Annotated in this window: 22 protein-coding genes; 10 read left to right on the top strand and 12 right to left on the bottom strand. The window is 72.4% G+C overall.

The window, feature by feature from the left end; genetic code table 11:
- Positions 1 to 83: 83 nt before the first annotated feature.
- The 4 genes from ACFQUZ_RS17090 to ACFQUZ_RS17075 form a co-directional block, all read right to left on the bottom strand.
- Complete coding sequence (locus ACFQUZ_RS17090; protein WP_377443421.1) at positions 84 to 1,358, bottom strand: MFS transporter; 1,275 nt, start codon at positions 1,356 to 1,358, stop codon at positions 84 to 86.
- Between the two features lie 94 nt (positions 1,359 to 1,452).
- Positions 1,453 to 2,034, bottom strand: coding sequence for an isochorismatase family protein (locus ACFQUZ_RS17085; RefSeq protein WP_377443206.1), 582 nt, complete (start codon positions 2,032 to 2,034; stop codon positions 1,453 to 1,455).
- A gap of 2 nt (positions 2,035 to 2,036) precedes the next feature.
- Positions 2,037 to 3,332 carry a nicotinate phosphoribosyltransferase gene (locus tag ACFQUZ_RS17080; RefSeq protein WP_377443204.1) on the bottom strand — a complete coding sequence of 432 codons (1,296 nt, stop codon included), beginning with the start codon at positions 3,330 to 3,332 and terminating at the stop codon, positions 2,037 to 2,039.
- A 9-nt stretch (positions 3,333 to 3,341) separates the two neighbouring features.
- Positions 3,342 to 6,032 (bottom strand): LuxR C-terminal-related transcriptional regulator, encoded by a 2,691-nt coding sequence (locus ACFQUZ_RS17075; protein WP_377443203.1) that lies wholly within the window; start codon positions 6,030 to 6,032, stop codon positions 3,342 to 3,344.
- A 200-nt stretch (positions 6,033 to 6,232) separates the two neighbouring features.
- On the opposite strand from ACFQUZ_RS17075, the gene ACFQUZ_RS17070 reads away from it, so the two are divergent.
- The 6 genes from ACFQUZ_RS17070 to ACFQUZ_RS17045 all read left to right on the top strand — a co-directional run bounded on the left by ACFQUZ_RS17070 (position 6,233) and on the right by ACFQUZ_RS17045 (position 10,912).
- On the top strand, positions 6,233 to 7,744 hold the full coding sequence (locus ACFQUZ_RS17070; RefSeq protein WP_377443201.1) for a hypothetical protein: 1,512 nt from the start codon (positions 6,233 to 6,235) through the stop codon (positions 7,742 to 7,744).
- A 92-nt stretch (positions 7,745 to 7,836) separates the two neighbouring features.
- Positions 7,837 to 8,127 (top strand): ATP-dependent Clp protease adapter ClpS, encoded by a 291-nt coding sequence (clpS, locus tag ACFQUZ_RS17065; RefSeq protein ID WP_377443199.1) that lies wholly within the window; start codon positions 7,837 to 7,839, stop codon positions 8,125 to 8,127.
- 177 nt (positions 8,128 to 8,304) lie between these two features.
- The gene (locus ACFQUZ_RS17060) at positions 8,305 to 8,799 is read left to right on the top strand and encodes a DUF2017 domain-containing protein (RefSeq protein WP_377443419.1); all 495 of its coding nucleotides are present in this window, start codon (positions 8,305 to 8,307) and stop codon (positions 8,797 to 8,799) included.
- A 180-nt stretch (positions 8,800 to 8,979) separates the two neighbouring features.
- Positions 8,980 to 9,468, top strand: coding sequence for a Mov34/MPN/PAD-1 family protein (locus ACFQUZ_RS17055; protein WP_377443197.1), 489 nt, complete (start codon positions 8,980 to 8,982; stop codon positions 9,466 to 9,468).
- Positions 9,469 to 9,532: 64 nt separating this feature from the next.
- Positions 9,533 to 9,937 carry a MoaD/ThiS family protein gene (locus tag ACFQUZ_RS17050; RefSeq protein WP_377443195.1) on the top strand — a complete coding sequence of 135 codons (405 nt, stop codon included), beginning with the start codon at positions 9,533 to 9,535 and terminating at the stop codon, positions 9,935 to 9,937.
- A 9-nt stretch (positions 9,938 to 9,946) separates the two neighbouring features.
- A complete protein-coding gene (locus tag ACFQUZ_RS17045; RefSeq protein WP_377443193.1) occupies positions 9,947 to 10,912 on the top strand; it encodes a PLP-dependent cysteine synthase family protein in 966 nt (321 codons plus the stop codon).
- Between the two features lie 41 nt (positions 10,913 to 10,953).
- Here ACFQUZ_RS17045 and ACFQUZ_RS17040 read toward each other — a convergent pair whose 3' ends face one another.
- Together ACFQUZ_RS17040 and ACFQUZ_RS17035 are read right to left on the bottom strand one after the other, a co-directional pair.
- Entirely contained in the window at positions 10,954 to 11,583 is a 630-nt protein-coding gene (locus ACFQUZ_RS17040; RefSeq protein WP_377443191.1) for a LysE family translocator, read from the bottom strand.
- Between the two features lie 29 nt (positions 11,584 to 11,612).
- Positions 11,613 to 11,954: a hypothetical protein gene (locus ACFQUZ_RS17035; protein ID WP_377443189.1), complete on the bottom strand. Its 342-nt coding sequence runs from the start codon at positions 11,952 to 11,954 to the stop codon at positions 11,613 to 11,615.
- A 298-nt stretch (positions 11,955 to 12,252) separates the two neighbouring features.
- Here ACFQUZ_RS17035 and ACFQUZ_RS17030 point away from each other — a divergent pair, with 298 nt between their 5' ends.
- The 3 genes from ACFQUZ_RS17030 to rdgB are packed head-to-tail and all read left to right on the top strand — an operon-like array spanning position 12,253 to position 14,394.
- On the top strand, positions 12,253 to 12,999 hold the full coding sequence (locus ACFQUZ_RS17030; RefSeq protein WP_377443187.1) for an MBL fold metallo-hydrolase: 747 nt from the start codon (positions 12,253 to 12,255) through the stop codon (positions 12,997 to 12,999).
- Positions 13,000 to 13,048: 49 nt separating this feature from the next.
- Positions 13,049 to 13,777 carry a ribonuclease PH gene (rph, locus tag ACFQUZ_RS17025; protein WP_377443185.1) on the top strand — a complete coding sequence of 243 codons (729 nt, stop codon included), beginning with the start codon at positions 13,049 to 13,051 and terminating at the stop codon, positions 13,775 to 13,777.
- On the top strand, positions 13,774 to 14,394 hold the full coding sequence (rdgB, locus tag ACFQUZ_RS17020; RefSeq protein ID WP_377443183.1) for an RdgB/HAM1 family non-canonical purine NTP pyrophosphatase: 621 nt from the start codon (positions 13,774 to 13,776) through the stop codon (positions 14,392 to 14,394). Before rph ends, rdgB begins: the two co-directional genes overlap by 4 nt.
- 124 nt (positions 14,395 to 14,518) lie before the next feature.
- Here the strand turns inward: rdgB and hutH are convergent, their stop codons facing one another.
- Genes hutH through ACFQUZ_RS16990 form a run of 6 tightly spaced genes read right to left on the bottom strand, consistent with a single transcriptional unit; the run spans position 14,519 to position 22,508 of the window.
- On the bottom strand, positions 14,519 to 16,057 hold the full coding sequence (gene hutH, locus ACFQUZ_RS17015) for a histidine ammonia-lyase (RefSeq protein ID WP_377443181.1): 1,539 nt from the start codon (positions 16,055 to 16,057) through the stop codon (positions 14,519 to 14,521).
- Positions 16,054 to 17,262 carry an imidazolonepropionase gene (hutI, locus tag ACFQUZ_RS17010; protein WP_377443179.1) on the bottom strand — a complete coding sequence of 403 codons (1,209 nt, stop codon included), beginning with the start codon at positions 17,260 to 17,262 and terminating at the stop codon, positions 16,054 to 16,056. Before hutI ends, hutH begins: the two co-directional genes overlap by 4 nt.
- Before the next feature lie 58 nt (positions 17,263 to 17,320).
- Positions 17,321 to 18,703, bottom strand: coding sequence for a formimidoylglutamate deiminase (locus tag ACFQUZ_RS17005; RefSeq protein WP_377443177.1), 1,383 nt, complete (start codon positions 18,701 to 18,703; stop codon positions 17,321 to 17,323).
- Positions 18,700 to 19,920: an allantoate amidohydrolase gene (locus ACFQUZ_RS17000; RefSeq protein ID WP_377443175.1), complete on the bottom strand. Its 1,221-nt coding sequence runs from the start codon at positions 19,918 to 19,920 to the stop codon at positions 18,700 to 18,702. The genes ACFQUZ_RS17005 and ACFQUZ_RS17000 overlap by 4 nt, the downstream gene beginning before the upstream one ends.
- Positions 19,921 to 19,949: 29 nt before the next feature.
- On the bottom strand, positions 19,950 to 21,599 hold the full coding sequence (gene hutU, locus ACFQUZ_RS16995; RefSeq protein WP_377443173.1) for a urocanate hydratase: 1,650 nt from the start codon (positions 21,597 to 21,599) through the stop codon (positions 19,950 to 19,952).
- A gap of 51 nt (positions 21,600 to 21,650) precedes the next feature.
- The gene (locus ACFQUZ_RS16990) at positions 21,651 to 22,508 is read right to left on the bottom strand and encodes a MurR/RpiR family transcriptional regulator (protein ID WP_377443171.1); all 858 of its coding nucleotides are present in this window, start codon (positions 22,506 to 22,508) and stop codon (positions 21,651 to 21,653) included.
- Positions 22,509 to 23,621: 1,113 nt separating this feature from the next.
- Here ACFQUZ_RS16990 and ACFQUZ_RS16985 point away from each other — a divergent pair.
- On the top strand, positions 23,622 to 24,056 hold the full coding sequence (locus ACFQUZ_RS16985) for a hypothetical protein (protein ID WP_377443169.1): 435 nt from the start codon (positions 23,622 to 23,624) through the stop codon (positions 24,054 to 24,056).
- The last annotated feature ends 134 nt before the right edge of the window (positions 24,057 to 24,190 follow it).

The following is a 24,190-nucleotide window of genomic DNA, read 5'->3' as shown; positions in this document are numbered from 1 at the left end:
CTGGCCGCGGACGGGATCCGGCGTCGGCCCAGCGAGCGCGAGACCCGGGCTCGTCCTAAGTCCGGTCCTCGCGAGGTCAGCCGTCAGTGGGACGTGGTCCCCGACGCGGTGAGCGCGGTCGGATCCTCTGGCACCTGCGTCTCGGCCGGCACCGGCACGATCGACTGACGCCGGCGCCGGCGTAGCTCGGCGGGCAGCGCGACAAGCACCGCCAGCAGGCCGATCACGCCGGTGGCGGCGAATCCCCAGGCCGGCGCGGAAGCGTCGATCACGGCGCCGGCCAGCGGGGCGCCGAGCGCGATTCCCACCGTGATGGCGGAATTGTGCAGCCCCATCGCCTCGCCGCGCACGGCCGCCGGGGCGAGCCGGCTCACCGCCTCCGCGGTCGCCGCCATGCTCGGTGCGCACAACGCGCCGGCCGGGATCAGCGCGAGGCAGAGCAGCCACCACTGGCCACCGCCCAGGCCGATCGGGACGGTGAACGCACAGAGCAGCGCGGTCAGCAGGTACGGCGACAGCGTCCGGTGCGTCGCGCCGTAGGCGAAGCCGCCGACCAGCGAGTACGCGGCCCATGCGGCGAGCACCACGCCCGTCCAGCCGACCTGGTCGGCCTCCCGCAGCACGGCCACCACGGCGACGTCGGTGCCGCCCAGCACCAGGGTGCCGGCGGCGCTGACGACCAGCACACCGACCAGCCGGCCGGTGAGCCACTGCCGGCGCGGGACCCGCACACCGCTGCCGGACGCCTCACCGGCCTGCCGGACCGGCGGGTTGAGCAGGAACAACGCGATGCCCGACCCGACGATGCCGGCGCCGACCGCGAGCATCGCCACCCGGGCCGACACGGCGGTGGCCAGCAGCACCGCCAGCGCCGGGCCGACCATGAACGAGACCTCGACGGACATCGAGTCCAGCGCGTACGCCTGCCGGCGCCGTTCCGTCGGCACCAGCGCGGCCAGTGACTGCCGGATCACCGAGAACACGGGCAGTGCCAGCAGCCCGCCGAAGAACGCCGCGACCAACAGCATCGGGTACGGCATGGCCTGCGCCGTGGACCAGAAGACCGCTTCCGCCAGGGTGGTGCCCAGCACGATCGGCCGGAGCCCGTGCCGGTCGATGAGCCGACCGACGAGCGGTGCGCCGACCGCCACGCCGACCGTCATCGCGGCGGCCACCAGGCCGGCCGCGGCGTAGCCTCGATCCAGGTCGAGGACCACGTGCAGGGTGAGCGTGACGCCGGCCGCGGTGAAGGGGACCCGGGCCAGCAGGCCCACCACCAGGAGCGAGCGGACACCGGGCAACGCGAGCGCGGAACGGTACGGGGCGAAGTTCATGGTCGGGCTTACCTCCGAGCCCATCATGGCCCCCGGGTACGACGCCCGTACCGCCGGGCCGACACAAGGCGGGGTCCCAGGTTGACGCTATCCGCGAATTACGGACCCCCGCCGCGCGTCAGGAGGCTGCGACCAGCGGTTTTCCGTCGAGTGTGACGCCCGCCTCAGCCATCTCGGCCAGCGCCGTCTCGGTGGTCGCCGCGGCGACCCCCGCGGTCAGGTCCAGCAGCACCGTGGTGGCGAAACCGGCCCGGGTGGCGTCCAGGGCGGTGGCGCGTACGCAGTGATCGGTGGCGATGCCGACGATGTCCACGGCGTCGACGTCCCGCTGGCGCAGCCAGTCGGCCAGCGACGCGCCGTCGGCGGCGAAGCCCTCGAAACCCGAGTACGCCGCCGCGTGCTCGCCCTTGTGGAAGACCTCCTCGATCCGGTCGGTACGCAGTTCCGGGTGGAACTCCGAACCGGCGGTGCCCACCACACAGTGCCGGGGCCACGAGGTCACGAAGTCCGGCGGATCGCCGAAGTGCGCCCCCGGATCGATGTGGTAGTCCTTGGTGGCCACCACGTGTCGCCACCGCTCCAGCGGCGCGGCCAGCAACCGGGAGATCGCGGCGGCCACGGCGGCGCCGCCGGTCACCGCCAGCGACCCGCCCTCGCAGAAGTCGTTCTGCACGTCCACGACGATCAACGCACGATTCATGATCACTCCTTGCCGCTGGTGGGTACCACGGTGACCGGGACGGCCGGATCACCGGCCGACAGCTTCAGCCCCTCCCAGGGGATCGAGATCAGGCACTGCCGCAGGTGTTCCCGCGACTCGTGGAGGGTGGGCAGCGGCGCGATCTCGCCACCAGCGACGTACGACCGTTGCAGGGCCCGATCGCCCGGTCGCCGCTCCGGCACGCCCTGCGAGACGATGATCTCCTCGGTGGCGGTGCCGGTCGGCTTGTGCCGCCGTACCGCGACCTTCCGCCCGCCCACCGTGGCCTTGTTCTCCGAACGCTTGACCACCGGCCGCCCGTCCACCTCGACCAGCTTGTAGACCAGGTTCGCGGTGGGCGCCCCGGAACCGGTCACCACCGATGTGCCGGCGCCGTACATGTCGACCGGCTCGGCCGCGAGGGCGGCGATCGCGTACTCGTCCAGGTCGCCCGAGACGATGATCTGCGTTTCGCCGGCGCCCAGGGAGTCGAGCAGTTCCCGGGACTGCTGGGCGATGACCGCGAGGTCGCCCGAGTCGATCCGGACGGCGCGCAGGTCGGGTCCGGCCACCGCGATCGCGTTCCGGATCCCCTGGCCGATGTCGTACGTGTCCACGAGCAGCGTCGTCGCCTTGCCCTGCGCCGCCACCTGGGTGGCGAACGCGGTCCTCTCGTCGTCGTGCAGCAGGGTGAACGCGTGCGCCGCGGTGCCGGCGGTCGGGATGCCGTACCGCTGCCCGGCGGCCAGGTTGGAGGTGAACCCGAAACCGGCGAGGTAGGCGGCCCGGGCGGCGGCGACCGCGGCCTCCTCGTGCGCCCGCCGGGAACCCATCTCGATGACGGTCCGCCCGCGCGCCGCGGTGACCATCCGGGCCGCCGCGGCGGCGACCGCGCAGTCGTGGTTGAGCACCGACAGGGCCAGCGTCTCCAACACCACGGCCTCGGCGAACGTCCCGGACACGGTGAGGATCGGTGAGCCGGGGAAGAACAGCTCACCCTCGGCGTACCCGTCGATGTCGCCGGTGAATCGGTAGTCGGCGAGCCACCGCGCGGTCCGCTCGTCCACCACCCCGCTGTCCCGCAGGAAGGCCACCTCGGCCGGGTCGAACCGGAAGTCCCGCAGCAACTCGATAAGCCGACCGACGCCGGCGACCACGCCGTACCGGCGACCGGCCGGCAACCGGCGGGCGAACACCTCGAAGACGCAACGCCGATCCGCGGAGCCGTCCCGCAATGCGGCGCCCACCATGGTCAGCTCGTAGTGATCGGTCAGCAGGGCGGGATGGTAGGAACTCACCGCACCAGCCTAGGCGTTGTCCCGCCGCCCCGACCGGCCATCCTGGTCCGGCAGCGCGCGCAGCGCGGCCCACAACTCACCCCGGCCGGAGACACCCAGCTTGCTGTAGACCCGTTGCAGGTGGTTCTCCACGGTGCGGGGCGAGAGGTAGAACCGCTCGGCGATGCTGCGGCTGGAGGTGCCGCCCGCCGCCAGCACGGCGATCTCCCGTTCCCGGTCGGTGAGCACCGGCTGCCGGCTGCTCAACGCCGGGGTCCGAACCAGGTCGCAATGCTGGAGGAGTTCACCGAGACGGAGATTGGCCGGCCCGGTGGCCGACGCGCGTTCGTCGCGCATCCGGGCCACCGCCATCGCGGCCGCCTCGGCGGCATACAGGTGGAGGTCCGCGGCGGCGAACTCGTCGGCCACGGCGAGCAGTTCGGCCCCGGACCCCCGGGCGGCGGCCCGGGCGTGCCGGGCCAGCAACGACGGCAATTGACCGTCGACCACCTCGGTCAGCATGGCCAGCCGGCGGGCCACGCTCAGCCGCGGGCCGTCCGGGCCGGCCGGACCGACCTCGATCTCCGCCAGGTCGAGCCGCACGAGGTCGTACAGGGCGAGCACCTCGTGCCCGGCGAATCCGTCCGCCCAGAGCCGGCCGACCAGGATGCGCAGCGTCTCAGCAGCCGCCGGCACGTCGCCCGCCGCCGCCTGGGTGGCGGCCCGGGCCTGTTCCAACCACGGGTCGAGCACCTTCATGCCGGGCATCCGCGCCGCGTCCGACTCCGCCATCGCGGCCTCCGCCTGCGCCACGTCACCCCGCAAGGCCGCCGCGTGCGCCCGCTCGGCCTGCGCCAGGCTGGTGTAGACGGCGCTGTTGGCCAGCACGGCACAGGCACTCAGGCTGGTCCGCAGGGCGTCCCCGGTCTGACCGCGCAGCCGGGCCGCCTGGGCGCGCAGGATGGACAGGTATCCGCTGCCGAGCCGGAAGTCCCCGGCGTCGGCGAGGTCGGCGAACTCGTCCGCGATGATCGCGTCGATGCCGGCCAGATTCCCGGCCAGGGCCAGCCCGGTGCCGCGGGCCAGCTCCAGGGCGAGTTGGAGGTATGGCATGTCGCCGCGCCACTGGGCGGCCTCGGCCGCGACACCGGCCACCGCCCGGGCGCTCAGCTCGAAGTGTCCCTGCGCCGCGTGCAGGTGCGCGATGGTGCAGCGGGCCAGTCCGCAGGCGGCCACCGTGGCGGCCGGTCGGTCCAGGACGGCCCGGCCGAGCCGGACCGCCTCCGTGGTCTCCAACCGCTGCAACCGCATGATCGCCTCGAAGGCGCGGACCCGGGCCCGGTCCGCCGGGTCGGGCAGTTCCTCGGCCGCCTTGCTGATCTCCTCCACCGTGGACTCCTGGCGCAGTCCCCAGTACGTGACCATGCCGCGCGCGGTCAGCCAGCGCGCCCGCCGGGCACCGGTGGTGCACTGGTTGGCGACCGCGTCCAGCACCCGGATCGCCTCGTCCGGCTGGTCGCTGAACATCAGGATGGTGGCCAGCAACTCGGCCGCGTCGAATCCGCCGCCGGTGTCCATCGCGGCCCGGGCCAACCTGGCGGCAAGCGGTACGTCGTATCGGCCGAACGCCTGGGCGGCGGCGGCGAGCAGCAACGACGGCTGCTGCGCGGTGCCGGAGTCGAGCCGCCAGACCGCCACCCGCAGCAGGTCGTCGCGGCGGCGGGCGCCCACCGACTCGATGAGTTCGGCGAGTTCGGCCTTCAACCGCCGGGTCCGGGAGACCGGGCACCGGCTCCGGACCACCTCGCCGTACAGCGGGTGGGCCAGGCGGACATTGTTACGCCGGTCGTGCGGCACGATGGCGATCAGCCCACGTTCCTCGGCCAACTCCACGTCCTGCTGCCGGGTGGCGCGGGTGATCAGGTCCAACCCGATCGGCTCGCCGAGGGCGACCAACTCGACGACCGCCTGCACACCGTGATCGAGCTGGCCGATCCGGGCGTCGATCAGGTCGTTGAGGCTGGGTGCCAGTTCGAGCCGCCCGGTCCACCGCCACACGCCGTACGTCTGAGTAAGCTCGCTGCCGATCTGCGCGGCCATCACGAGCTCACGCAACAACAGCGCGTTGCCGGCGGAGAGCCGCCACAGCCGGTCGGCGGACGACTTGTCCACCGAGCCGCCGAGGATCTCCCCGAGCAGTGCCTCGGTGTCCGGCCGGCTGAGCGGTTGCAACTCCGCGTACTCGACCAGGTCGTCGGTCCACAGCGCGCGTACCGGAAGTGGCACCTGCTCGCCGTTGCGGACGGTGCCGAGCACGGTGGCGTCGTCGGTGCGGGCGATCAGGTAGACCAGCGCGGCCGACGACGGGTCGAGCAGGTGCACGTCGTCGATGGCGAGCACGATCGGCCGACCGGCGGCCTGTTGGTGCAGGGCGTCCACGGCCCAGCGGAGGATGCCGGCGGGGGACAGGCCGGCCGGCTGGTCGGCCGGCAGCACCTGCACGAGACCACCGAACGGCAGCCCGGCGGTGGCGATGTTCGCGGAGGCGAACCAGACCGCGTATTTGTCGGTCGGCAGCGACTCCACGCCCTCCCGCAGCAGCCGGCTCTTGCCGATGCCGGCCGTCCCGCTGAAGATGAGTCCCCGCCCGCTGGTGCCGCTTGCCGCGGCGACCAGCCGGTTGAGCTCATCAGTCCGGCCGACGAACCTCCATGGACCCATCGGGCCAGCATATCGATGAAAGTTGCACCTTGCGGTGGTTCGCACACGGTAAGTTGAGTAGCGCGACAGTTTCCGGTAAGTACCGGCGTTGCTCGTTCGGCCCGCGCGGGGACACGTAGCGTTTCGCATACGCCGACCACACCGGACACGGTGTGCGTCGCGCCTCGATCCCGTGCACCCCATGCCTCAGGGAGGCAGATGTGAACCCCGGACCGGTCCGCACCGTCGCGGACGGGGGTGTTGTCCCGATCGCCCGGCAACGCCGACCACAACGCGGTCCGCTGCGCCTGCCTCCGAAGGCGGTGGACGTCGTGCCCGACGAGCCCACCGCCGTCGTCCTCGTGGGACCGTCCGACGAGGCGCGGGCGGCGCTGCGCACCGTGCTGATCGGCGAGGTCCCGGTAGCGCGGCCGGGGAACGGCGGCCTGTTGCTGGTGCGGCACGGCGCGGAAACCGCCGGCCTCGCCCACATCCCGGGTCATCGGCAACCCCGCCCGTGTACGGCGGAGGCCGTCGACGGGCCGGTGCCGGCCCGACCGCCACGGCGGGTGGAGGTCACCCTGTCCGACCCGCTGCTGCGGCACTTCTCGCTTGTCGACACGCCCGAAACCGGAAGTCTCGGGATCGCCGGCACGCGGGTCGTGCTCGACGCGGCGACCCGCGGTGGCGCGATCCTCTACGTCACCTCCGCGACCCGCCGGCCCGCGCCGGCCGACCTGGACCTGTTGGCCGGCGCGGCGCGGGCGGGATGTGACCTGTTCTTCGCGGTGCTGCCCGAGGTCGGCGGCTGGGTGCACCACGGCCGTGACGTGGTCCACCCGACGGAGCACCCGGCGACCCTGGCCATCCGCCGACACCGGGAGTCGGTCGAGGCGGCGGTGCCGGCGGCGGTCGGCCTGCCCTGGTACGCCGTGGACCCGGCCACCGGGGACGTGGCGTACCTGCGCCGGGCGCTTATCGAGTGGGCTGACCGGGAGGGTCTGGCCCGGGCCAGCGTGGATCGTCCGCCGCCGCACCATCTGGGCCGCACCGTCCGGGTGGCCCGCGACGCGCACGAGTCGGACTGGGCGGACCGGCTGGAACGTCAGCTCCGCAACCGGGCCCACCGGCTTCGCCAGCACCTCGCCATCGAGCTGGCGAACATCCACCTGCGCTGTGTTCAGCAGATCGTCTTCGGGGCGGGCCCGACCGCGTTGCCCGAGGCGTTGGACCGAGAGGTCGAATCGCTGTCCCTGCTGGCGGTGAACGAGGGCGACGCAGCGGTGGCCGCGATCGTCGACGAGGCAGTCACCAGAGTCTTCGGTGAAGCTCCGGACGAGGGCGTGCGGAGGCGGGTCGCCGCAGCCGTGCGGCGGGGCTTCGCCGATCACCGGTTGGCCCGGGACCTGGACCGGGTCCTCCTGGTCACCAGCACCGGCGGGGTGGCCACGGTGACCGGACCGGAGGCGGTGGCGGCGTTGGCCGCCTATCCGATCACGCCGGGTCGGACGATCCTCCCGCCGATCGGAGTCGCCCTGTCCGGTGGGTGTTACCAGTTGTGGCGCAACCCCGGCCACGACGAGCCGGGTCAGGCCCGATCCTGGCTGCAACGCGCCCTGCGGGAGATCGAGAACGAGCTGACGCGTGAGGTCACCCGCCGATTCGAGGCGGTGCGGCTCTCGCTGACCGCCGTGCTCGCCGATGCCGTGGATCACGGCATCCTGCTGTCCTGATCGTGCCGGTTTCACGGCGGCATGCCGGCGCCGGCCCGCCGCGTGGCGAACCGGTGCGTCAGTCGCTCGGATCCGATGGCACCATGGGAGGCATGGCGGCTCCACAGGTCGTTCCGGTCGAGACGCCGGACACCGACGAGGTGCCGGTCTCCGACCGGCCGTGGGTGACGATCGTCTGGGACGATCCGGTCAACCTGATGTCCTACGTGACGTGGGTCTTCCAGAAGCTGTTCGGCTACAGCCAGGAGAAGGCCGAGAAGCTGATGCTGGACGTTCACCACAAGGGTCGGGCTGTGGTGTCCAGCGGGGCCCGGGAGCGGATGGAATCCGACGCGTCCCAACTGCACGCCTACGGTCTCTGGGCGACCGTCGACCGCGGCTGACCGCGCCGATGTGGCCGGTGTCGGCGCCGGCTCCCGGGTGCCGGTGTCGCCGGCGGTCAGCCGGACGCCCAGTGTCGTGGGTGTCCGTGGCGGTGTCGCGTCGCCGCCGTCAGGACCGGTCGTCGGCGGGCCAGGTTTGCCAGCCCCGCCGTGGCGCGCAAAGGTAAAGCCGTGAGCATGTTCCAGCGCCAGGGGGCGCACTGCGTGGCCACGTTCGCCCCGGACGAGGTCAAGGTTCTGCGCCGAGTGGCTGGCGAGGTGGTCGGTCTGCTGACCGACGGCTTCGATCACACCGATCCCGTTGTCGGCCGGCTGTTTCCGGACGCCTATCCCGACAACCCGGACGACACCGCCGAGTTCCGGCGGTACACGGAGGGTGACCTCAAGACCAGCAAGATCGACCAGGCGGGCGCGATCCTCGCCGCCCTGCCGGACGACTTCGATGGCGAGGTCCGGCTGGATGCCGAGGCGGCCGAGGCCTGGCTGCGGGCGCTGAACGACGCCCGACTGGCGATGGGGGTGCGGCTCGAGATCGCCGACGGCACCGACATCGGGGAGGAACTCGACCGGGCGATTCTCACCGACCCGAAGTCCTCCCGGGTCTTCCAGCTCTCCGTCTACGCGTACCTGGGCTACCTGCAGGAATCACTGCTCAACGCCCTGATCGATTGACCACCATCGGCACTGGCCGGCTGGTCAGCTCGCCGCGTACCCGGCGGTGGGCCGGGCGAAGCCGTCCGCACCGTGGCCGGCGTCGTGCGGTCGCGATGCCGTGTGCCTCCCGTCACCGTCAGGCGTGACGGGCGCCACGCGGTGGAAGCGGCCGGCGGCGGTACGCGGTAGGCTCGTCCCGTGCTGAGCATCGACCGCTCGATCGTCGACGCGATCGTGGCGCACGCCCGCCGGGACCACCCGGACGAGGCGTGCGGTGTCGTCGCGGGGCCTGTTGGCAGCGACATGCCGAGCCGGCACATCCCGATGGACAACGCGGCCCGCTCCATGACCTTCTATGAGTTCGACTCGATGGAGCAGCTGCGCGTCTGGCGCGAAATGGACGACAACGACGAGGAGCCTGTGGTCATCTACCACTCGCACACCGCCACCGAGGCGTACCCGTCGCGTACGGACATCTCGTTCGCCGGCGAGCCCAACGCGCACTACCTGCTCGTCTCCACCCGCGAGCCGCAGACGGAGGAGATCCGGTCCTACCGGATCGTCGACGGGCAGGTGACCGAGGAGCCGGTCCAGATCCGGGATGCCGCGGTGGACCCGCACGCGGTCCAGTCCTACATGTTCGGGCAGAGCCCCGCGACGGTCGACTACGAGTGTTCGGGCCGCTGACTTTCGTTCCGCGCCCAGCATCATCAGTCAACCCACACCGTCGTATCGACAGGAGCCTCCCAGCATGGCCATCGAAGTTCGCATTCCCACCATCCTGCGCAGCCACACGGGCGGCGCCAAGATCGTCGAGGGTGCCGGCAACACCCTTGGCGAACTGCTTACCGACCTCGACAACAACCACTCCGGCTTGCGCGGCCGGCTGGTCACCGAGTCGGGAACGCTGCACCGGTTCGTCAACGTGTACGTCAACGACGAGGATGTCCGTTTCCTCGGCGCCCTCGACGCCCCGGTGAAGGACGGCGACACCGTCACGATCCTGCCGGCCGTCGCGGGTGGCGCGTTCGGCTTCGCCGCGGCAGCGGCGATCGTCCAGCACCGCGCCGCGGCAGCGGCGATCGTCCAGCACCGCGCCGCGGCAGCGGCGATCGTCGGGCACCGCGCCGCCGATCGTCACGACGCCCTCGGCTGAGCCACCGCCATGGCCAGGTACGACAGTCTCCTGGACGCGTGCGGCGGCACCCCGCTCGTCGGGCTGCCGCGGCTGTCGCCACCGGTGGAGCCCGGCGCTCCGCCGGTGCGGCTGTGGGCCAAACTCGAGGACCGCAACCCCACCGGCAGCGTGAAGGACCGGCCGGCCCTGTTCATGGTCCGCGAGGCCGAGCGGGCCGGGCGACTCCGTCCGGGCGCCACCATCCTGGAACCGACAAGCGGAAACACCGGCATCTCGCTTGCCATGGTGGCCAAGCTGCGCGGCTACCGGCTGGTGTGTGTGATGCCGGAGAACGTCTCCACCGAGCGGGTTCAACTGCTCCGCATGTACGGCGCGGAGATCATATTCTCGCCGGCGGCCGGCGGCTCCAACCAGGCGGTCGCCACCGCGAAGCAGATCGCCGCCGAGCACCCTGACTGGGTAATGCTCTTCCAGTACGGCAACGAGGCGAACGCCCGGGCGCACTACGAGACCACCGGGCCGGAGCTGGTGCAGGACCTGCCGACCATCACGCACTTCGTCGCCGGACTGGGCACCACCGGAACGTTGATGGGTACCGGGCGGTACCTGCGCGAGAAGGTCGAGGGGATCGAGATCATCGCCGCCGAACCGCGATACGGCGAACTGGTGTACGGCCTGCGTAACATCGACGAGGGATACGTCCCGGAATTGTACGACCCGGACGTGTTGACCCGGCGGTTCTCCGTCGGCACCCGGGACGCCGTGCTGCGTACCCGCCAGCTCGTCGAGGTGGAGGGCATCTTCGCCGGATTCTCGACCGGAGCGATCCTGCACGCGGCGCTCGCGGTGGCCCATCAGGCGGTTCGCGACCGGCGGCGGGCCGACGTGGCTTTCGTCGTCTGCGACGGTGGCTGGAAGTACCTGTCGACCGGCGCTTACGGCGGCAGTCTCGCCGATGCCGAGGACGCCCTGGAGGGTCAGCTCTGGGCCTGATGCGAGGAAGGACCCCCGCACAAGGGGGTCCTTCCTCGCGTTCAGCGGTCGGTGGCGAGCTTCGCGCCGAAGCCGAGTAGCGCCGTCCCGGTGGCGGCGTCCAGGGCGCGGCGGACCCGGCGCCGGGCCAGCGCCCGACGGGCCCGGTGCATCGCACCGACCAGCACGAACAGGTACACCAGGGACAGCACGGCATGGCTGAGCGCGAAGGCCAGCAGCACCGGGATCGGCGCGGAGTGCCCGACGAACTGCGGCAGCACGGCCAGGTAGAAGGCCAGCACCTTCGGGTTGGTGATGTTGGACAGGAAGCCCTGCCGCCATCCCGCCATCGCCTGGCCGGGTACGTCTTGCTCACCGGGCTCCGGTGGCGATGGGTACCGGCCGGCTCGGGCCGACCGGATGGCCTGCACACCGAGGAAGGTCAGGTAGGCGACGCCGGCCCAGCGGATCGCCTCGAACAGCGGCTGCGAGCGCATGATCACCGCGCCGAGGCCGGCGGCTGCCGCGCCGCCCTGCACCGCGTTCGAGGTGGCGACGCCGACCGAGCACCAGAGCCCTCGGCCCCGTCCGGCGGCGAGGGTGTTCTTGGTGACGACCGCGAAGTCAGGGCCGGGTATCAGGATCAGCAGGACGGCGAAGGCGAGGAAGGTGCCGTACGCGGTCCACGTCATCTCTCGACCCTAACCCCGGGTGCGCAAGGTCACAGCGCGGTGACCGTCAGTCCGACGTTTACCAGCAATGGCACCGTGGCGAGGCCGAGCAGCAGCCACGGCAGGCGATCCCGGCGAACCACCGCGAACGCCGCCACGGTCAGCCCGACGCCGAGGAGGCCGACGGCGGCCAGGGTCGGTTGATACCACCCGGGAGCCGCTCCCGCCAGGATCACCAGCACGCCCCGCAGCGCCGAACCACTGCCGATCAGCCCGAGGATTGTCGCCCAGACGCACAGCCACAGCATCCGGTCGCTGGCGCCGAGCGGGTCGGTTCGTCGTACCGGGAACGGGCACTGTGATCCAGGCAGCGGCGGCGGTGGGATCGTCAATCCCCGGACGGCGGGCACCCGGTCGTCCGGTCGCTCCGTCCGGGGTCGGTCCTCGGGAGGAGCGACCGGTGCGGGTCGTGGCTCGGCGATCACACCCTGTGCAACGGGTGGCGGTAACGGGGCGTAACGGCGGAACCTGGATCGGAAGGGTGTCACGTTGATGACATCTGTTGTCGGATCGTTCTTGCGCCGGTCCCTTCCGGCGTAGGCTGCGCCTCGTGACCGACTCGTCGCCGACCTTCACCGTGCTGACTGGTCACGGCGAGGAGATAACCGACAGTAATCGCAGGATAGCCGGATGAGACTGACCGTCCTGGGGTGCGCGGGAAGCTTTCCCGGACCCGACTCCGCCTGCTCGGCGTACCTGGTGGAGGCCGACGGCTTCCGGCTCCTGGTCGACTTCGGTTCCGGCTCGCTGTCGGCCCTGCAGCGCTATGCCGGGCTGTCGGCCGTGGACGCCATCCTGCTCACCCACCTGCACTTCGACCACATCTCCGACGCCGTCGACTACGTCGTCGTCCGCCGCTACGCCCCCGACGGCTCGTTGCCGGCCCTGCCGGTCTATGCCCCGGCCGGCGCGCCGGACCGGATCGCCGCTGCCTACAGCCAGGACGAGGGGGGCGTGGAGGACGTCTACACGTTCTATGGCCTGCAACCCGGCAGCTTCCCGATCGGCCCGTTCACCGTCACCGTCGACCGGATGAACCACCCGGTCGAGACGTACGGCGTGCGCCTGGAACACGATGGACGTGCCCTGTGCTACTCCGCGGACACCGCGCCGTGCGAGGCGCTGCTGCGGCTGGCGGAGGGCGTCGACCTGTTCCTCTGCGAGGCCAGCTACCTCGACGGTGCCGACAACCCGCCGGATCTGCATCTCACCGGCCGGGAGGCCGGCGAGATCGCCACCAAGGCCGAGGTGGGCCAACTGCTGCTCACCCACCTGGTGGCGGCCTGGGGCAGCGAGGCGATCACCTTCGACGCCGCGGCCACCGCCTTCGCGGGGCCGATCGAGATCGTCCGACCGGGCGCCAGCTACCAGATCTGAACGAGGGGTGGGGAGTGGGCGCTCCGCGCCGACACCTAGGCTGGCCCCCATGGCGCGACCAGACGGGCGAGGGCCCGACCAGCTCCGACCGGTGCGACTGACCCGCTCGTGGAGCATGCACCCGGAGGGCTCGGTGCTCGTCGAGTTCGGCGATACCCGGGTGCTCTGTACGGCCAGCGTCACCGAGGGCGTTCCCCGCTGGCGCAAGGGGTCCGGGCTGGGCTGGGTCACCGCCGAGTACGCGATGCTGCCCCGCGCCACCACGACCAGGTCGGATCGGGAGAGTATCAAGGGCCGGGTCGGTGGGCGGACCCACGAGATCTCCCGGCTGATCGGCCGGAGCCTGCGCGCCTGCGTCGACCTGAAGGCGCTCGGCGAGAACTCGGTGGTGCTCGACTGTGACGTGCTGCAGGCCGACGGCGGCACCCGGACGGCGGCCATCACCGGAGCCTACGTGGCGTTGTACGACGCGGTGACCTGGCTGGCTGGCCGCAAGGCGCTGGCCGGCAAGCCGGAGCGGGTGATGCACCGCTCGGTGGCCGCCGTGAGCGTCGGCGTCGTCGCCGACGAACCCCGGCTGGACCTGTGCTACTCCGAGGACGTGACCGCCGAGGTGGACATGAACGTGGTGTGCACCGGGACCGGCGACTTCGTGGAGGTGCAGGGCACCGGCGAGTCCGGCGTGTTCGACCGGGCCCGATTGGACGAGCTGCTCGATCTCGCGGTGGCCGGCTGCGCCACCCTCGCCGCGGCGCAGCGGGAGGCGCTGGCCTCATGAGCAAGGTGCTGCTGGCCACGACGAACGCCAAGAAACTTGTGGAACTGCAGCGCATCCTGGACGCCGCGCTGGGCGCGGGCCGGGTCGAGCTGACGAGCCTGACCGACGTACCGGATTATCCGGACGTCCCGGAGACCGGCCTCAGCTTCGGCGAGAATGCGCTGCTCAAGGCGCGGGAGGGGGCCCGGCGCACCGGGCTGCCCACCATCGCCGACGACTCCGGGTTGGCGGTCGACGCGCTGAACGGCATGCCCGGCGTGCTCAGCGCCCGGTGGTCGGGTCGGCACGGTGACGACCGGGCCAATTTGCAGCTGGTGCTCGCCCAGCTGGCGGACGTGCCGGACGAGCAGCTCGGCGCCTCGTTCGTGTGTGCGGCGGCGCTGGTGCTGCCCAGCGGTCGGGAGCATCTGGTCGACGGGCGGCAGCCCGGACGGTTGATCCGCTCACCGCGTGGCGCCGGTGGGTTCGGCTACGACCCGATCTTCGTGGGTGACGGCACCTCCAGCACCAACGCCGAGCTGTCGCCGGAGGAGAAGGATCGGGTCAGCCACCGCGGCATCGCGCTGCGCGCCCTGGCCAAGGTGCTCGCTAAGGAACTCCCAACCCTCCCCTCCTGACCCCCCAGACCCCCCGGGACCCGCCGTCCCTCTCCAGCGATCTTGCAGTTGGGGTTGGTATTTCGCGGCTTATAAGCCCTTTGTCGCAGCCCAAACTTCAAGATCGCGAGAGGGGGAGGACGGGTCAGGTCAACGGGCCGGTGTCGCGTTCGATGGCGGCGCGTAGGTCAGGGCCGGCGACCACGGCGCGCGCGGCCTCCATGGCAGGAGCCAGGAAGACGTCCGGGCCGGGCTCGCCGACGAAGCCGGCCACCGCGGCACAGGCGGCCCGTCCCGCCGGAGACGGCCGCAGCGGATGCCGCAACTGCAACCCGCGTACGGCGGCCAGCAGCTCGACAGCGAGCAGGCTGGTCACGTTGTCCAGGACGGTGCGCAGTTTCTTCGTCGCGGCCCAGCCCATCGACACGTGGTCCTCCTGCATGCCGCTGGTCGGCAACGAGTCCACCGAGGCCGGCGCGGCGAGCCGGCGGTTCTCCGCCACGATGCCGGCCGCCGTGTACTGGGCGATCATGAGGCCGGAGTTCACGCCCGGATCCGGGGTGAGGAAGGCGGGCAGCTCCCGCGACCGGGTCACGTCCAGCAGCCGGTCCACCCGGCGCTCCGAGATCGCACCCACCTCGGACAGGGCGATCGCGAGATAGTCGGCGACGAACCCGAGCGGCGCGCCGTGAAAGTTGCCGGTGGACTCGACCCGGCCATCGGGCAGCACCACCGGGTTGTCCACCACCGACAGCAGTTCCCGGCCGGCGACGGCGTCCGCGAAGGCCAGCGTGTCCCGGGCCGCCCCGGCCACCTGCGGGGCGCACCGCATCGAGTACGCGTCCTGCACCGCGTGCGCCAGGTCGTCGCGGTGCGAGTCCATGATGGCCGAGCCCTGTAGCAGCCGGTGGATGTTCGAGGCCGACACCGCCTGGCCGGGATGGGGGCGGATGGCGTGCAGTTCCGGCAGGAACGGCCGCTCCGAGCCGAGCATCGCCTCGATCGCCAGCGCCGCCGTCACGTCCGCCATGGTGAGTAGATGACCGGCGTCGGCGATCGCCAGCAGCAGCATGCCGAGCATCCCGTCGGTGCCGTTGATCAGGGCCAGCCCTTCCTTGGCGGCCAGTTCGACCGGTCGCAGCCCGGCCGCGGCGAGCACCGGCGCGGCGTCCGCCCGCTCGCCCGAGTCGTCAAGCACCCAGCCTTCGCCCATCAGCACCAGGGCACAGTGCGCCAGCGGCGCCAGATCGCCGGAGGCGCCCAGCGAGCCATGCTCGGGCACCCACGGCGTGATGCCGGCGTTGAGCAGATCGACAAGCGCCTGGACGACCATGGGCCGCACGCCGGAATGGCCACGAGCCAGCGACCGTACGCGCAGCACCATCATCGCGCGCACCACCTCGCGCGGCATGGGGGCGCCCACGCCGGCGGCGTGCGAACGGATCAGCGCATGCTGCAACTCGGCCCGGCGTTCGGGTGCGATGAAGGTGTTGGCCAGCGCGCCGAAGCCGGTGGAGACCCCGTACACGGGCCGGCCGTCCCGTTCGATGGTGTCCACGATGGATCTGCTGGTCGCCATCGCGGCGACGGTCGCGGAATCGAGCACCACCTTCGCGTCGGCGCGGGCCACCGCGGCGACGTCGGCGGGGGACACCCCGGAGGGCAGGATCGTCACGTGGCTCATGTCGGTACTCCGTTGTGCAGGACCTGGCGGATCAGCGGGACCCCCGGCCGATAGGCCAGGTGCAGGTGGGTCGGGGCGTCGAGGATGGTCAGGTCGGCCCGTACGCCGGGGCGCAGCACGCCGACGTCGTCGCGCCGCAGCGCCCGCGCGCCGCCGGCGGTCGCCGCCCACACCGCCTCCGCCGGGGTCATGCCCATCTCGCGGACCGCGAGCGCCACACAGAACGGCATCGAGGAGGTGTACGACGAGCCGGGGTTGCAGTCGGTGGCGAGCGCGACCGTGACGCCCGCGTCGAGCAGCCGGCGGGCGTCCGGGTACGGCGACCGGGTGGAGAACTCGGCACCGGGCAGCAGGGTGGCGACCGTCGTGGTGTGCCCGCCGTCGCCGTCCGAGCCGTCGACCCGGGTGGCGGCGAGCGCGTCGATATCACCGTCGGACAGGTGGGTGCAGTGGTCCGCGCTCGCCGCGCCCAACTCCACGGCGAGCCGCACGCCGGGACCCGGCCCGAGTTGGTTGGCGTGCACCCGTACGCCCAGCCCGGCGGCCTGCCCACAGGTCAGGATCGCCCGCGCGTGGTCGGCGTCGAACGCCCCCCGCTCGCAGAACACGTCGATCCACCGGGCGTGCGGGGCCGCCGCCCGCAGCATCGGACCGCACACCAGCCCCACGTAGTCGTCCGGTCGGTCCGCGTACTCGGGCGGCACCAGGTGCGCGCCGAGGAACGTGGTCTCGTCGCTGGCCTCGGCGGCGATGCGCAGCGACCGGACCTCGTCGGCGACCGTCAGGCCGTACCCACTCTTGATCTCCATTGTGGTGGTGCCCTGCCGCAACGCCTCCGCGCGGAGCCGGCGCACGGTCTCCCGCAGCGTGTCGTCGGAGGCCGCGCGGGTGGCCGCCACCGTCGTCCGGATGCCACCGCCGGTGTAGGGCTGCCCCGACATCCGGGCGGCGAACTCGGCCGCCCGGTCCCCGGCGAAGACCAGATGGGCATGGCTGTCCACGAACCCGGGTAGCACGGCCGCGCCGTCGGCATCGACGCGTCGGTCGGCCGCCGGTGCGATGGCCGCCGGCCCGACCCAGGCCACCCGACCCTCCTCGACCAGCACGGCGGCCCGGCGCCGGATCCCGAGGGGTCCGCCCTCGCCGGCGCCAGCCACGTTGGTGACCAGCTCACCGATGTTGTCCACCAACAGGCTTCCGCTCATGGGATGACGCCCTTCGTTCGCGACTGCGGGGCTCGCAACCCCGGCTCACTCCTCGCACTCACGGGATGACCAACTCCCGGATGGCTCGGGTCAGCTCGGTCGGTACGTCGATCGTGGCGTGCCGGCCGTCGTCCACCACGAGCCGGCCGTCCACGATCACTCTCGTCACGTCGGCCGCGGTCGCCGCGAAGAACACCCCCACCGGCGGTACGCCGGCCGTGCGCGGGCTGTCCAGTCGTACGGTGACCAGGTCGGCACGGGCGCCGGTGGTGATCCGGCCGGCGTCGGTCCAGCCCAGCGCGGCGTGCCCGGCGGCGCTGGCCGCGGTGAGCAGCTCGGCCGGGGCGAAGTGGCCGCGCGTCTCGGTGCGCAGCCGGTCGTCCAGTTCCATCGCGCGGGCCTCCTCGAACGGGTCGACGATCGCGTGGCTGTCACTGCCCAGGCTGAGCGGGCTGCCGGCGTCGGCCAACTCGCGGGCCGGCCCGATCCCGTCGGCCAGGTCGCGTTCGGTGGTCGGGCACAGGCACACCCCGGTCCCGCTCGCACCGAGCAGCCGCTGGTCGGCGGCGGTGAGGTGGGTGGCGTGCACCGCCGTGGTCGACGGGCCGAGCACCCCGTGGTCGGCCAGCAGCGCGGTCGGGGTGCGGTCGTACGCGGCGAGGCACGCCTCGTTCTCGGCCCGCTGCTCGGACAGGTGGACGTGCAGCGGCTCGCCCCGCTCGTCCGCCCAGCCGACCACCGTGCCGAGCTGGTCGGCCGGCACCGCGCGTACCGAGTGGATGGCCGCGCCGACCCGGACCTGGTCCGGCCAGGGCGCGAAAGCCGCGGCCCGCTCAGCCCACCGACCGGCGTCACCGTCGCCGAACCTGCGCTGCACCCCGGCCAGTGGCTGACCGTCGACCGAGGCGGTCAGGTACGCCGTGTCCAGCAGCGTGAGCCGGATCCCGGCCTGCGCGGCGGCCTCGGCCAGCGCCGCGCCCATCGCGTTCGGATCGTGGTAACGCCGCCCGTCCGGGCCGTGGTGCAGGTAGTGGAACTCGCCCACGCAGGTGAACCCGGCGAGGGCCAGCTCGGCGTACGCGGCGCGGGCCAGCGCCAGGTAGCTGTCCGGGTCGAGCCGTCCGGCCACCGCGTACATGGTGTCCCGCCAGCTCCAGAACGTGCCGCGACCGCCGTGGGTGCGTCCGCGCAGCGCCCGGTGGAACGCGTGCGAGTGGGCGTTGGCCAGACCGGGCAACGTCAGTCCGGGCAACCGCGTCGTTCCGGCGGGCGGTTCGGCGACGTTCGGGTCGACAGCGCCGAACCGGCCGGCGGTGATCTCGATGAGCACGTCCCGGGCCGGCTCGGTCGCGTCCGGCAGCCAGGCGTACTCGGCGTGGAAGCGGCTCGTCCCGGCCGTGCCGTACCGGACGATCGCCGGCGGACTGGTCCGCCCGCTCATCGGGTCGCCAGGTCCGCGAGCGCGTCGGCGAGGGCGAGCACACCCACGGCACAGTCGGCGTCGGAAGCCGTCTCGGCCGGCGAGTGGGACACCCCGCTCGGGTTGCGCACGAACAGCATCGCGGTGGGCAGGTGCCCGGCGAGGACCCCGGCGTCGTGGCCGGCCGCCGTCGGCAGCACCGGCGAATCCAGCAACCCGGCCAGCCGGCCCCCCAGGTCCTCGTCGAACCCCACAAGCGGCGTCGCGGACTCCTCGACGACCGTCACCGTGGTGCCGTCCCGCCGCGCACGGTCGGTGGCCTTCGCCCGTACCGCCTCCACCAGGGCGGCGAGCGTCGCGGCGTCGGCGGCGCGGGCGTCCAACCAGGCACGCGCCCGACCGGGTACGGCGTTCGTGGCGTTCGGTTCGACAAGCACCCGACCGACGGTGGCGTGCGCGCCGCGCAACCGGGCCTCCTTGTTGGTGGCCAGCACGGTGAACGCCAGCGTCAGCATCGGGTCCCGGCGGTCGGCCATCCGGGTCGTGCCGGCGTGGTTGGCCTCCCCGGTGAACTCCAGCCGCCACCGCCCGTGCGGCCAGATACCACTCGCCACGCCGACGGGCGCACCGAGGTCGACCAACCCACGGCCCTGCTCGACGTGCAGTTCGACGTAGGCGCCGAGGCGGTCGAGCAGGTCGGGGCGAGCACCGGTCGGCGGCCCGCCCAGGGACTCCGCGAACGTGACGCCGTCGGCGTCGGTGAGCGCCGCCGCCCGGTCCGGGTCGATCGCGCCGGTGAACAGTCGCGAGCCGAGGCAGGGTACGCCGAACCGGGCGCCCTCCTCCTCGGCGAACGCGGCCACCCCGATCGGCCGCGCCGGGGTGACGCCGCGCTGCCGCAGCTCGTCGACGGCCAGGAAGCCGCTGACGATGCCGAGCGGGCCGTCGTACGCCCCGCCATGCGGCACCGAGTCGAAATGGCTGCCGGTGAGCACGGCGCCGGTGCCGTCCCCGGCCCTGACGGTGTCCAGTTCACCCCACCAGGCGAACAGGTTGCCGTTGCCGTCGGCGTCCACCGGCATGCCGCGGCGAGCCGCCTGCTCGGCGAACCAGTCGCGTAGCCGCAGTTCCGCCGGACTCCACGCGTACCGCAGGTAGCCGCCGCTGGCCGCGTCCCGGCCGATCGGCGCGAGCTGGTCCCACAGCTCCCGGAACCGTTCGACCAGGGGCTCTTCCACCCCGGAGTGCGACGACAAGGGGCCCGTCCTCACCGCTCGGCCATGGGGGTGCGGACGCCGGTGGCGGCGGCCACCTCGCGGGCCGCGTCGTAGCCGGCGTCGACGTGCCGGATCACGCCCATCGCCGGGTCGTTTGTGAGCACCCGCTCGATCTTCTGCCCGGCGAGCGCGGTGCCGTCGGCCACGCAGACCTGACCGGCGTGGATGGACCGGCCGATGCCGACGCCGCCACCGTGGTGGATGGACACCCACGATGCCCCGCTGGCCGTGTTGACAAGCGCGTTCAGCAGCGGCCAGTCGGCGATGGCGTCCGAACCGTCGGCCATCGCCTCGGTCTCCCGGTAGGGGCTGGCGACGCTGCCGCAGTCCAGGTGATCGCGGCCGATCACCACGGGCGCCGACAGCTCGCCGGAGGCGACCATCTCGTTGAACCGCACCCCGGCCCGGTCCCGCTCGCCGTACCCCAGCCAGCAGATCCGGGCGGGCAGGCCCTGGAAGGCGACCCGCTCGCCGGCCAGCCGGATCCACCGGGCGAGGGACTCGTTCTCCGGGAAGAGGTCGAGGATCGCCCGGTCGGTGGCGGCGATGTCGGCCGGGTCGCCGGACAGCGCCGCCCACCGGAACGGGCCCTTGCCCTCGCAGAACAACGGCCGGATGTACGCCGGCACGAAGCCGGGGAAGGCGAACGCCCGGTCGTACCCGCCGAGCTGCGCCTCGCCCCGGATCGAGTTGCCGTAGTCGAACACCTCGGCGCCGGCGTCGAGGAAGCCGACCATGGACGCGACGTGTTTCGCCATCGACGCGCGGGCCCGCTCGGTGAACTCCGTCGGCTTCGCGGCGGCATAGTCGGCCGCGTCGGCCAGCTCCACCCCCTCGGGCACGTACGACAGCGGGTCGTGCGCGCTGGTCTGGTCGGTGACAATGTCGATCTCGACGCCCCGACGCAGCAACTCGGGGAAGACGGTGGCCGCGTTGCCCACCACCCCCACCGACAACGCGCGCCGGTCCCGCTTCGCGGCGAGCGTCCGGTCGACGGCCTCGTCCAGCGAGCCGGCCACCTCGTCGAGGTAGCGGGTGGCGACCCGGCGGTGCAACCGCGCCGGGTCCACGTCCACCACCAGGCAGGCGCCGCCGTTCATGGTGACCGCGAGGGGCTGCGCGCCGCCCATGCCGCCGCAGCCGGCGGTGAGCGTCAGCGTGCCGGCCAGACCGCCACTGAACTTCTTGGCGGCCACCGCGGCGAACGTCTCGTAGGTGCCCTGGAGGATGCCCTGGGTGCCGATGTAGATCCACGATCCGGCGGTCATCTGGCCGTACATGGTCAACCCGAGCTGCTCCAGCCGGCGGAACTCCGGCCAGGTGGCCCAGTCACCGACCAGGTTCGAGTTGGCCAGCAGCACCCGCGGCGCCCACTCGTGGGTGCGCAGCACGCCGACCGGTCGTCCGGACTGCACGAGCATCGTCTCGTCGTCGCGCAGCGTCGTCAGCGTGCGCACCAAGGCGTGGTACGACGGCCAGTCGCGCGCCGCCCGACCGGTGCCGCCGTACACCACCAGGTCCTCGGGCCGTTCGGCCACCTCCGGGTCGAGGTTGTTCATCAGCATCCGCAGCGCGGCTTCCTGGGTCCACCCGGCCGCGGTACGGGTGGTGCCCCGCGCGGCGCGAATCGGCTCGGGCATCGGCGCTCCTTTCTGGGCTGGCGTCGGTCGGGTCCGGGTTGGCGTCGGTCGTCAGTCGACGAAGAGCTGGCGGCGGGTGGCGGCGCGGTCGAACTCCTCCAGTCGTCGTTGCGCCTCGCCGGGGGTGGCGTCGCAGATCGCCTGCAGCAACGCCATCGCCATCGCCATCGGAGCGGCGTGCAGATCGAACACGAGTTGCGCGCCGACTGGAGCGGGCAGCACGAGGTCGGCGTGTTCGGCCGCCGGGCTGACCGGGGAGTCGGTGATGACCAGGACGCCGAGCCCGGCATCGCGGGCTTCGCGCAACGCCTCGACCGCCTCCCGCGGGTAGCGGGGGAGCACGATCGCCAAGAGCGCGGACGCGCCGGCGGCGACCACCTGGTCGAGCCGGTCGGCGAGCAGGCTGCCGCCGGTGTCCAGCACCCGTACGTCCGGGTGCACCTTGGCGGCGAAGTAGGCGAAGTACGCGGCCAGCGGCGCGGCGGCCCGCAGCCCGAGGACCGGCAGCGGACGGCTGGCGGCGAGTAGCGCGCCGGCCCGGGTCACGCGTTCCGGGTCGCCGAGCCGGTCGGCGAGCTGGTGCAGGTTGTCCACCTCGATGCGGATCGCCCGCTGTAGGGGGTTGTCGCCGGCGACGACGGCGGTGACCGGCTGGGCGCCGACGGTCAGCTCCCGGAGTCGCCGACGCAACGCGGGATAGCCGTCGTAGCCCAGCGCCATCGCGAACCGGGTGACCGAGGGTTGGCTGACGCCGGACAACTCGGCCACCTCGGCGGCGGACAGGTAGCCGGCCGCCGTGGCGTGCCGGGCCAGGCTGTGCGCGATCCGCCGCTGGGTGGGCGTCAGCCGGACGCCGTGCAGCAGGTCGAGCAGCCGGTCCCCGGGTGCCGCGACAACCTCGCCATTCATGGTCCGACTCTATGCATGAAAACTTTCGCCGAGCAAGCCGTGGGGAAGAGCCCCTTATCAGTGCAATGCGGCAATAAGAAGCCCTTCCTTGCAGGTAGGCGGTGGGGGAACAGTTGTGCGGCAGTCGGTACTATCCGCACAGTCGTCGAGCAAGGAGTTGGGATGCAGCCGGGGGGCCCGTACAGACTGACGCACCTGATGGGTGAAACGTCAGTGGGGAAGGCGTGGGCCGGTGCCGACGAACAGGGACGATTCGCGACCGTGGCGGTGCTTGACGCCGCTGTGGCCGCCGCGCCCGGGTGGCGGGAGGCGTTCGCCAACATCGCGAACTCACTCGCGCAGGATCCCGGCGGCATGCCGTTCGCATACGCCGACTTCTCGGCGGCCGAGCCATGGGTCGCATACCCGGCGGAGGCGGGCCGCGGTGCGGAGAACCTTCTCCGTGCCCTAGGAGTGGAGTACACCCCGGCTCCGCACGCCGAGTCAGCGGGCTCCGCCTCGCCGGTCTCCTCAGCACCGGCGTCCGGTGGTCCGCAGCCGTTCTCCGCGCCGCCGGAGTCCGGCTCAGGCGGTGGTCCGCAGCCGTTCTCCGCGCCGCCGGAGTCGAGTTCCGGTCCGCCATTCTTAGGGTCACCGGCCAGCGGTTCCGGGCACGGATCGTCACACGTTCCCTGGGCGGCCCAGGTGAGTCCGACGTCCGGCCAACCGGTGTCCATGGGGCCGCAGCCTGTGTCGGGGTCGGCGACCGTACCGCCCCTGTCGACGCCATACCAGGCCAGCGGAGGTCCCGCGTCGCCAGCACCATCCACCTACGACCCGTTGGCCCCCGACCCGTCTGTCCGCCGCATCTCGCCTACACCCCAGCAACCTCGACGTCCCCGGAAGGGCCTGTTGATCGGAATCGGCGCGCTCGTCCTAGTCGTGCTCGTCGGCACGGCCGCTGTCGTCTTCTGGCCGGAGTCCGACGAACCCGGGCCAGGGACCCCGGTTGCGTCCGCGACGGTCCCGACGGGCCCGAATTGGTCACCGACCGGCCCTCCACAGCAGCCCGGCATCGAGCCGCCCAGGCCGGGGGACTGGCCCAGGTGGCCCGTCTTCGGCACGGGCGATGCGGTGACCATGCTCAATCCGGAGGGCCTGGGCTTCGGGTTCACCGCTCCCGCCAACTGGACGTGCAACCCGGCCGGAAGCGCGGAGGGGGAGGTCAAGTACAACTGCGGTGGGTCCATCGGGGACAACCAGGAGATCGGCGGCGAGCTGATCGTCCGGGAGTGTCCTGACTGCGACGAGGCGCGTCGCGTCGCCCTTCGCCAGGCGGAGGAGGCGTGGGGGCAGCAGTGGCGCAGCGGCGGGCCCTATGTCGTGCTGGCAGAAACCACGAAGCTGGACGGCGCCAACGCGTACGGGGTCGTCGTGGTTGCGTTCTGGCGTTCGAATCCGGACGGGGCGATCGACCGCCAGCTGGTGCTGCGGATGACCTCGCCGGTGGAGTGGGTGGACGTCATCCGGCGCGTGGTCGGCTCGATCCGTGCCAACGCCCGTTTCTGAGCCACCGTCCACCGGCTGCCCGTCGGCCGGCATCGGGACGACGGCCTTGCGTGGCTGTCTCGTCACGCCTGGGTTTGGGCCTATGGTTCGTCGCTGACACCGGATCTATGATGAGCGCGCGAAGCCCGGCTTCG

Source organism: Plantactinospora sp. GCM10030261 (genome assembly GCF_042666615.1).
GTDB lineage: Bacteria > Actinomycetota > Actinomycetes > Mycobacteriales > Micromonosporaceae > KBS50.
The sequence above is the reverse complement of the archived record's forward strand: the minus strand, read 5'-3'. Positions and strand labels throughout refer to the sequence as shown.